The following is a 10,094-nucleotide window of genomic DNA, read 5'->3' as shown; positions in this document are numbered from 1 at the left end:
TGTGATTAATACTATTTGTGTATTGTGTTAAAGTTGCAAAATTCTAATTTCATTAGATATTTTGTGATTCTGATTTAATATGAATTAAGCTCCTGTGATTCCAATTCTGAGGCATTAATTTAGTAGGTAGAATAATCCATAAAATTCTTTCTAAGTGTCTCATATTTGCTAATTTTTGCCAAAACAAACTAATAGGAGATTTGGGTTTACTATAAAGATAACTTACTAAAATGTCGATATCTTGTAATAGGATAATTGGTTTATCAGCATTTTCACAAGTTTGTCTAATAGCATCCAATTCTTCACCTAATTTTTCTTGAAGACTTAAAAACTTGTGTTTGAGATTAATCCGACTTAATAAGTTATCTCGATAACTTACCAGTTGAGCATTATTGTTAAATATCAACTGCTTAATTTCTGAGTCATTAGGATTATCCCACAATAATAAATGAGGGCGATCTGTTGGTTTAGCATCTTTTAAAGAAATATCATTAATTGTTAACATAAGACTTCTCCAATAAAGTTAAAGGTTTATCCCAGCGACGAATAATTTGATGCGGTGAAACAGTGCGTCTTTGTTCAATAATTCCTAAAGATTCCATACGATTAAGATGTTGTTGTAATGAATCAGAATTAATCCCCAAAACTGGTACAAGTCCCATTTTTTGATGAATAATATCATCAGTTAAAACAGAAGTTTCCTTACCAAAATCTCGCTCCCAAAGTTTAGCTAAAAAATAGCCAATTAAATAAGAGTTAGGTAGATTTTTTTGTCCTATTTGATATTTGTCTGCTTTAGTTTTTTGGATAAATTGACAATTAGCTAAAGCGGATTTTTCAGTATACGCCCGGAGAAGAATGCGAAAATCTTTATTTATCCTTTTACTACTATCTTCATTGAAAATGCAAGCACTTTTTTCTTCCAATTCGTTTGTACTAAATGCCGAGTTTTCCGGTATAAAAGTATAAACAAAGTAAGTCCATCCTCCCCATTCAGCAGGATTATCAGGAGGGTCACTCAATCCTTGCTTACCAAAACTTAAATAAAAGTGCATCAACCATTCAGTAATAATTGATTCTAGATGACGATCGCATTTCCAGACTATTTCCCCTTCTGGTGTGAAATTTTTATTTTTAACTAATCCTCCACGACTAACCCAAGTAATCATTGGACGCACTTTTTTATTACCTAAGCCAGTTCGTTGCATTAGATTTTCTAGAGAATCATCTAACCCTTTTTCTTCGGATGTAACTCTCAGAATTTTGATAATATCCTCTTTTTTTAGAGCAAAAGTTGAGTGAAAGCTAAGTTGTAATCTAGGCATAAATTTGTTTATGATGTTGTACAAATGATAAACTAAACACAGTAACTCATCTTCTTCTTTATCTAAAATACCTTCTAATGCTTCAGCGAGAAGACGATTGGGAGCATTTTTTTTCTAAGGAATAATCGCCATTACAATTTAGCTTGTATCAATATTCTCAATATTATTACCCAAACCTTTCAAGATCATTAATACATTATAAAGCTCATTTTGTAAAGGTAACAGAGAAAAAATACGAGAAATATCATATTGGGGTGTTCCCTGACGATTGAGCTTGAGAAAAAAGAAATTTCCTCCATTGGTTGTCATCCCAAATACAGGTTTTTTGGCAATTGGATTAGCCATCATATACGCTAAAGTTTGGGGAATTGCCATGTCGAGGTTAATTTCCGTTCCCTTCGATTCTAAAATTGCTATCCATAATCCCTTCGATACTACTAAAAAATCAATTCTTCCCCGTAGAATTTCATTCGATATTTCACCAGTTGCAACTGAGATGCTGATCTCAACTGGAATTTCTCCTTGTACTCGAAAAGGAGGGTCATAAAAACCTGCTAACTCCAATAACGGCGATAAAACAAGTAAATTTACTAATCCTTCAGCAAGATTACCATTTGCGCGATGATAGCGATATCTGGCTTTAATTCGATCTAATACTGCCTTTTCTGTATCTGTCAACTCGGGTAGATTGTTGCGCCATTCTGTAAAAAAGTCAGCGTCAGCAGTTCGCACCAAATTAAACTGCTGTTCGGCTTCATTGATGGTTGTAACTCTTTTTGTAACTGCTGTTTGAATCATTTTAGTTTAATAATATTTTTCAATCATTACAAATGGCAAACTAAACAAGGTGAATCTTCTGTTTCTTCCTCTAGAACTTGCTCTAAAGTATTTGAGAAAGAAAAACTATTATCATCAAAAACAGTGTCTAAAACCTGACTTAACGGTTGATTGGCAACTTCTTTTTGTTCCTTTATCTTAGCTCTCGCGATCGCCTTTTCGTGTCGAGCGATAATCTCCTCTTTTCGCGCCAATAGCTCCCATAATGTCTCTCCTTCAGTCCAAGTATAAGTTCTACCATCTTTATGATTCTGCTCGTATTCAACTGCTTTGGCAAAGAGATCGGGATGTTCTTGTGCCAGCATCACCCATTCATACTTACGCTGGAAAAAACAAAAGAAACAACCAGAGCGACTGCGCCAGCGATAATAGTCGGGTAAGCCTATCCCGCTATCCTCAAGTAATTGGACAATATCGGCTTTGACTAATCCTTGCTCTTTAAAAGGAAATACAGGTTTGATATTTGGTTTCGTGGAAATATAACCAGAGCGATTTTCATCAGCGCGAATGCCAATATAACTGATCGCTTCGTCATCTCCGATAAACTTTTCGAGAGGTTTAATTTTCATCATAATCGTACACCATCGCATTTGTGGCGATGGTAATAGTCCATCATGAACTTCGAGCCAATGATCGAACCCTCGCTTGGCACTTAAACAGATTATTTACTGTAAATCCAATCCTCACTAAATCCCTGATTCTTTGCTAGAGAAATTAAAGGATTGATGGTTGATTCATAGGCATTAGTAAGGATTTCTAAATCCAACAAATGATCGGATTGATTTACTTTTAATTCAGAGATAAAAGATTCAATTTCTTTTTCCCATTTGTTCTTTTTCATATTTTCATGAGAAATAGTTAATCCTATATGTTGCAACTTGACAAAATCATTAAAATATTGCATAGATGCTAAGTTATTAGATTTAGAAGAATTAACAGATTGTGTTGTAGGAATTAAATTCCAGAGTTGATCGTGGGCTACAAATGACCACGGTATATAATGATCTAATGAAATTTTATCTTTATCTTTATCTAATTTGATTTTGGAGTAAATACATTCAATTTCTTGATGATCTAAAATTGCTTGCCAGTATTTTTTTTGTTTTGTTAAAGAATCTCGTTTTTGTGGCACAAATAATTTATTAACTAGATTAGGAGTATTTGGGTTTCTTTGCTGCATATAATTCAACCATTCCCAAGATACCCAACCTCGAACTATTGTATAATTTTTTTCTAAATATTCTATCCAATCTGGATGTAAAATGATTGAATCACAATCTCTTTCTTCCTTGCCATTAAAGCAGTATAATGGCTTTATTTGATTAAACTGATCTGTTGCTAAATTGATCAGAGTCGGGTTAACATCGTAGTCTTTAAAACCTCTAGTTTCTTGAGTGAAAAAAGGGCGAATTAAGCGATAGGGAACATGACGACTAATGAAATTTACAATATTGTCAATATTTTGATGATTATTAATTATTTTTATTAAAATCTTTTTATTTGGATCTTTAAATTTCAAAATAGGTTCAGTAATTTCTAAATTGAGAGAATTTAATTTATTAGCAATCTGATCTTGTGTTCCAAAAGAGAGTTTAAAATAATTGTTAGGATACCAAGCATTTGCTAACATCTCAACAATAATATCTCTAAAAGTAATTGCTTTTAAATCATCAAATTTACTTCGTTTTATGATATCTAGCAACGATAAAAAATAAAGATATTTATAAGAATTAGTAGTTGAATTGAACAGCCCTGATAATGCGGAAATATTTAAAGTCCTGGAGTTTGGCAAACTATACATAATATTTATATTTAAGTCTAAAAATAAAATAATTTAATTGTACACTAAAGCATTACGAATTGTTTTTGTAATCTTGGTTTCTGGCGAACGAAAAATGGATTCTAACTCTTTGAAAACCCGCGATCGCAACCCGACAATCTCAAAATATTTCACTGAAAAGCGATCCGGATTCTTCAGCAAAAGCTCGAAATGTTCTACCCCCAACACAGGAATAAATGTGCCATCTCGATACACTCCTACATCATCAACATGATAGGACAAAACCGCCGCAAGCAATATGGGAATTACCCCTTGCTTAATGCCAAAAGGAGGCTGTAACAAACGTTTTTCGAGGACACCGAGGTATTTTTGAGAGTCCTTGGCTTGCAAACAAAATTCTTCGATTGCTTGCCAAACTGTAGTGACTCCCGAATCCGTGAAAGGAGGATAAAACCCCCATTCTCCTTCCTCTTGACGATGAATGCCAGTGGTCCCCAATACGGAATGATAGATAGCAACCTCGGGCCCGTAACCCGTTAAACCCAGACACTCTTGCGACCATTGCTCGATCGCAGCCGAAATTAATTCCCGTCGTGCTTTTGACCCTTGGGAAGTGAGTTCCCGACGATTAATTAACTCATTATCAAGAATCATCCCTTTGTGATAGATGCGATCGCACAATGCAGACAATTGAGCCTGAAACTCTCTTGTGCGATGAATTGTAACTTCTTCCCCCGCAATCCAACAGCGATTCTCATCTTTTGACCATCCGAGGGATCGGGCAAAAGTTTCATCCAACAATCGTTTTGCATCTATCAAACGCTGCTTGACTTCTCGCCTTGCGACACCATCATTTTGTAACTCGGGGAACTTGCGGATTTTTTCGAGGGCTTGAAATTCTCGCCCCCGCACTCGCAATTCGTCTAATTGGTCAATACTCACTAAAATCAATGGTTTACCGTCTACCGTTTGAGAAGGAATGCGATCGGGCAAAGTAACATCTAGACAATAGACAATTAAGCCGTCGTTGTTGGGTTCTCTACAAGTTAAGGTTTCGAGATTCGTCAAGCTATTTACATATTGCCGCTCGAAATAGCGCAATGTTCCTGTTATATTGTAGTGACGTTGAGCAACCAACGGTTTAAGAGGATGCACTTTTGTTAGTAATTCTACTAAAGACGATCTCTCCTTCTTAATCCATTCATAAATTGCAGTTTCAACATTAAAATCCGAACCTTCCCAAATTCGGAGTTCGTCTAATTGACGACGATAAGTAATTAATCCTTTCTTTTTTAATGTTTCGATCGCCTTTTGCCAGTATTCCTGCTCTTCTGCGTTGGGAGTGTCGCACAGTGCTAGGGAGACTAAATGAGGAGTTGCACGGAATGCTCCTGTTGATGTCACCAAATTGAAAACACCAATGGTTTTTAGAATCATCAGTGACTCGGATTCGCGATCGCGAGCATCTTGAATGAGTCCTTGAATTTCAACCCATCTTTGCAAATTGAACCGCGAAGTTAATCCCGTAACAGTTTCGACAAAGTAATCATAAATTTGATGTAGTTTCAGTGTTGGCAGTTCATCATTTTCAATGTTTATAGTATTGAGAAATTCATTAAATCCGTAAGGTTCGCTACTGGTTAAAAATGTAAATAACGAGCGATCGTTTTGAGCGTAGCGGGTACAGAGTAAAGGCAATACTAAAGCTGCCAGAGGATGAAAAGGATAAGTTTCTTCAATAAGTAACTCTTGAATTTCTTGTTCTGCCAAAATATCCTCAAGAATTGAATACCATTCGCGAGCAAAATTGCGGACAGCACATAAAATTGGACTGGCTGCACTACGATCGATCGCTTGACCGATTAAGCGTGTCATTTGACTAGGAGAATCCGTAAAGGGAATATCTTCAAATCTTCCTTGAATTTTCGTCCATTCACTTTGTTCGCTGGCAGTAAGGCGATCGCTATAACCTCCAAAAGATTGATGTAATAAACCCAGAAAGTAAACTTGTTCTTTTTCTTTAAACTTAAGTTCGGCAATTTGTTGCAGTAAATATAAATCACCAATCCCTTTGTTATAAGCAGCAAACTCTAAATTCTTACCCAGTTCGTCAATGATTAACAAAATATGAGTTTTTGCTTCCTTCGTAACCTCTTGTAATGCCTTGAGAATTTCGCGATCGCTAACCTGACAATTGCCCTCATCTGCCTCAAATCGCCACTGATTGAGTTTCAGTAATAATTCAGGTTTGTGCTTACCTTGCCAGAAACGCTCTGCTCCTTCCGCTAAAGCGCGGGCAATAGTCCAACTTAAAGGTTCATTTGTCCCCGTTGCTACAGCAATAAATAAACCGCGATCGGGGAGATTGGCGATCGCCTCAACTTCTTCGCTTTTATCTCCAAAAGAATTGCGAGCAATCTTCAATGCCTCTGATTGAATCTCACTTTTTGACGATCTACACAAACAAGTCAGATAGTGAGCAAACGCTGATTTTCCCGCACCATAAGACCCAGTAAGCGTCCAAGCTCGATGAGTATTGTCTCGGGTCAAGGCGAAGAGGATGCGCTGTAACGTTGTTCCAGAGCGTTCGGTCAAAATGTAGCCTTGGGCTGCATCGAGCTTGTCTAAATCCCGTTCGAGATTGACCGAGCGGTAATAACGACGGTACAGCTTGAAGTAATTTGCTAAATTTTTATTGCTCATTTTTGTTCCTCCTTTAACGGGTCTTATAGTATTCATCAAGAATTTGGTCTGCTAATTCTTCCGGCTCATCCTCAAAGAAAAACTGTAATTTTCCCGCTACATCTGAAATTCCAATTTGTTTGAATTGACGGGAGACTTTTTCGATCGCGTTGCAGATCGCACTTTCAGTCAGTTTCAATACCAACCCTGGACTCAGCGAGTCGTAGAGTAAATTTGCCACAGAAATCGTCCGAGCGGATTGACTCACTCGATTGGCATGGCACAAACAAGTATAAACAATCAATGACTCTGGTAAATTAGGCTTATAACCAATCCGAAAAGTATAGTGCCTTGAATCCCCAGCACGATGAATTAAACCCAATTCAGTAAAGGGACAATCAAGAGAGTCTTCGCTTACCCAGGATTTAGAAGGTTGTTCTACATACATTCTCAGAAGACAACTCACATCTTTTTGTAGAGAGGAATCAGCAATGTTAGAAGCAATGCGATCGCGATATTCACAAAGTTGATAAAACAAATCCTCTTGAGTAAATTCTGCCAAGCGAAACTGATTAAAGGTAAATGCCCACGCTGTTCCCAAACAAGGCGGTTCGAGGAACTTCCAGTGCAACAACCAGAGAGAAGCAGGATCTTCGAGATAGGAATCCCAACCTTTTTCGCCTAAAAGTTTCTTGCTAAACTCCGTCGGGCGATCGTCTTCAAGAATCTTAAAGGCACTACACCAATAACGGATCGACCTTACCATATTCTTGCCAACCCCCAACCGGACAGGGGCATCCTCAGCCAGAAAAACTCGCTCATCTCTCATCGCGCGATCGAATCCCTTTTTTAACCAGCCAAAGCGAGGATGGAAGGTATCATGGCGAGCAAAGGCGATAACTTCAGGAATATGAGCTACTCCTCCAAAATCTAAATCCATTTGTTTGTGTCTAACCATCAACCCAAAAGACAGGAATTTTCAACCTTGCCTCGCAATTAGGACACTCTGACAATAGCGTTAACCCATGCTTTGGGCAAAACTGCGTTCCAATAATCCCTCTTTGGGGCGATCGCCTTTGCTGAAATACAATTGTTTTAAGATTGCTTTAAAATAGAGTTCGAGTTAGCTGCATAAATCTATGACTACTGCGATCGCACGAACGGGAATTAGTTTTGACGAATTCATCGACTGCTATGGGGATGAGACAAATTATGAGTTAATCGATGGAGAGTTAATTGATATGGAACCCACAGGTCCTCACGAAGAAGTTGGCGCTTTTGTTAGTCGCAAACTCAATGTTCAAATCGATCTTCTCGACCTCCCTTATTTTATTACCCATCGCTGTTTAATTAAACCTTTAGCTATAGCAACAGCCTTTAGACCCGATGTTATTCTATTGGACAAAGGCACACTATCTCGAGAACCACTTTGGACGCGAGAACCGATTATTACAATGGGGACAACAGTAAAGCTGGTTGTAGAAGTCGTTAGCACTAATTGGCAGAATGATTATGCTCGTAAATATGAAGATTATGAAGCCTTAGAAATTCCCGAATATTGGCTGGTTGATTATTTAGGACTTGGGGGGAAATACTATATTGGTAGCCCCAAACAGCCCACTATTACTCTTTGTCGATTAGTTGATGGAGAATATCAAAAAACTATCTTACGGCGCGGCGATCGCATTCAAACTTCCCTATTTCCCGATCTCGATCTTTCCTGCGATCGGCTATTTGCTCTTGCAGGATAGAATAAACCGTAGGTTGAATTGAGGAATCAACCCAACTCAACCTACAGATATTTACACCGGAATTATGTTCCCATTGTCCAAGAATTCATATACTCAACTTGTTCGGGAGTTAAAGTATCGATCGCAATACCCATTGCTTGTAATTTCAAACTAGCAATTTCCTTGTCAATCTCTTCAGGAATGGAATGCAATCCAGGTTTTAACTTACCCTTATTTTTCACCAAGTATTCGCAAGCGAGGGCTTGGTTAGCAAAACTCATATCCATAACCGCGCTGGGATGTCCTTCCGCCGCCGCTAAGTTGATCAAGCGACCCTCACCTAAGACAACAACAGATTTACCACTGGGCATTTTGTACTCTTGAGTAAAGGGGCGAACATCCTTCACTTCCGTCGCTTTTGCACCCAAAGATTTCAAATCAATTTCGATATCGAAATGACCGGAATTACAAACGATCGCACCGTCTTTCATGACATCAAAATGTTCGGGACGAATGACGTGCTTATTCCCCGTGACAGTAATGAATAGATCCGCTTGGGGTGCAGCTTGGGCCATTGGCATCACCCGGAAACCATCCATAACCGCTTCGATCGCCCGAGTCGGGTCCACTTCCGTAACGATAACATTTGCCCCCATACCCTTCGCCCGCATCGCCGCACCTTTTCCACACCAACCATAACCGACAACAACAATGTTTTTGCCAGCGAGGAGAACATTAGTGGCGCGAATAATGCCATCGAGGGTAGATTGTCCGGTACCATAGCGATTATCAAAGAAATGCTTAGTATCCGCATCATTCACATTCATCGCGGGGAAGGAAAGTACCCCATCTTTGAACATGGCTAAAAGACGAACGATCCCCGTAGTGGTTTCTTCCGTGGTTCCGATCAGGTCTTTGAGTTGGTCTTGACGTTCTTTAACAATCGTTGCCGTAACATCGCTACCATCATCGATAATAATGTTAGGGCGATGATCGAGAGCGATCTGGACGTGGCGGCCATAAGTTTCGTTATCTTCACCCTTAATGGCAAAAACAGGGATATCGTAGTCAGCAACTAGGCAAGCCGCTACATCGTCTTGGGTCGAGAGAGGGTTACTGGCAATCAATAGGGCATCCGCACCGCCATTTTTGAGGGCGATCGCCAGATGGGCGGTTTCTGTGGTGATGTGGGAACAAGCGACTAAACGAATTCCCGCGAAAGGCTTCTCTTTAGCAAACCGTTCCTGAATTTGACGCAGAACAGGCATCTCCCGTCCTGCCCATTCAATGCGCTGTTTGCCTTTGGCGGCAAGAGCTATATCTTTGATTTCGTACTTGGGCTTTGTCAGTGTTGCTGTCATTATGCTTTGATTACCAATGTCCATCTAGCCGATCTTAACCGATTGTTTTAAAATTTCCTCTTGACATTTTTGTAATCTCAATTTGGAGTGATGCGATCGCCTTCCGGATTAACTTGAATTTGTTAGGGGTTAGGGATATGATCTGCCTAAATCAAGATCTGAATTTTGAGCCTTCTTGAACTCAATATAAATTATCAATTCTCATCGTCTTGACAGCAAGCAAGCTATCCTAAGAAAGTGAAGCTCTAAGAGTCCTAAGTGCCGTCAGGAACCTCAGCCCTTAGGCGTGAGGCTTGAAAGAGAAATCTAACAAGCCATTCTGACCAGACTAAGTACCCCGCGTACTACGTTATTTGGGTCACGACACCTGGGAATGCGA

The 10,094-nt window shown here is 39.0% G+C and carries 8 protein-coding genes and 1 pseudogene; 1 reads left to right on the top strand and 8 read right to left on the bottom strand.

The window, feature by feature from the left end; translation table 11 throughout:
- Positions 1–52: 52 nt before the first annotated feature.
- The 7 genes and pseudogenes from JUI58_RS13410 to JUI58_RS13380 form a co-directional block, all read right to left on the bottom strand.
- Positions 53–505: a hypothetical protein gene (locus tag JUI58_RS13410; protein ID WP_204104303.1), complete on the bottom strand. Its 453-nt coding sequence runs from the start codon at positions 503–505 to the stop codon at positions 53–55.
- Positions 492–1,325 carry a DUF4007 family protein gene (locus JUI58_RS13405; protein WP_204104302.1) on the bottom strand — a complete coding sequence of 278 codons (834 nt, stop codon included), beginning with the start codon at positions 1,323–1,325 and terminating at the stop codon, positions 492–494. The genes JUI58_RS13410 and JUI58_RS13405 overlap by 14 nt, the downstream gene beginning before the upstream one ends.
- A 138-nt stretch (positions 1,326–1,463) precedes the next feature.
- Positions 1,464–2,123 carry a restriction endonuclease subunit R gene (locus tag JUI58_RS13400; protein WP_204104301.1) on the bottom strand — a complete coding sequence of 220 codons (660 nt, stop codon included), beginning with the start codon at positions 2,121–2,123 and terminating at the stop codon, positions 1,464–1,466.
- A 26-nt stretch (positions 2,124–2,149) separates the two neighbouring features.
- Positions 2,150–2,818 (bottom strand): annotated as a pseudogene (locus JUI58_RS13395) (phosphoadenosine phosphosulfate reductase); the annotation flags it as partial.
- Between the two features lie 5 nt (positions 2,819–2,823).
- Positions 2,824–3,963, bottom strand: coding sequence for an HNH endonuclease domain-containing protein (locus JUI58_RS13390; protein WP_204104299.1), 1,140 nt, complete (start codon positions 3,961–3,963; stop codon positions 2,824–2,826).
- A gap of 33 nt (positions 3,964–3,996) precedes the next feature.
- Positions 3,997–6,645, bottom strand: coding sequence for a hypothetical protein (locus JUI58_RS13385; protein ID WP_204104298.1), 2,649 nt, complete (start codon positions 6,643–6,645; stop codon positions 3,997–3,999).
- 13 nt (positions 6,646–6,658) lie between these two features.
- The gene (locus tag JUI58_RS13380) at positions 6,659–7,564 is read right to left on the bottom strand and encodes a DUF4007 family protein (RefSeq protein WP_348539889.1); all 906 of its coding nucleotides are present in this window, start codon (positions 7,562–7,564) and stop codon (positions 6,659–6,661) included.
- A gap of 199 nt (positions 7,565–7,763) precedes the next feature.
- Here JUI58_RS13380 and JUI58_RS13375 point away from each other — a divergent pair, with 199 nt between their 5' ends.
- Entirely contained in the window at positions 7,764–8,375 is a 612-nt protein-coding gene (locus JUI58_RS13375) for a Uma2 family endonuclease (protein WP_204104296.1), read from the top strand.
- A gap of 62 nt (positions 8,376–8,437) precedes the next feature.
- Here JUI58_RS13375 and ahcY read toward each other — a convergent pair whose 3' ends face one another.
- Positions 8,438–9,715 carry an adenosylhomocysteinase gene (gene ahcY / locus JUI58_RS13370; RefSeq protein WP_204104295.1) on the bottom strand — a complete coding sequence of 426 codons (1,278 nt, stop codon included), beginning with the start codon at positions 9,713–9,715 and terminating at the stop codon, positions 8,438–8,440.
- Positions 9,716–10,094 lie beyond the last annotated feature (379 nt).

This window comes from Spirulina sp. CCY15215 (assembly GCF_016888125.1).
Lineage (GTDB): Bacteria > Cyanobacteriota > Cyanobacteriia > Cyanobacteriales > Spirulinaceae > CCY15215.
This window is presented reverse-complemented; position numbering and strand designations above follow the sequence as displayed.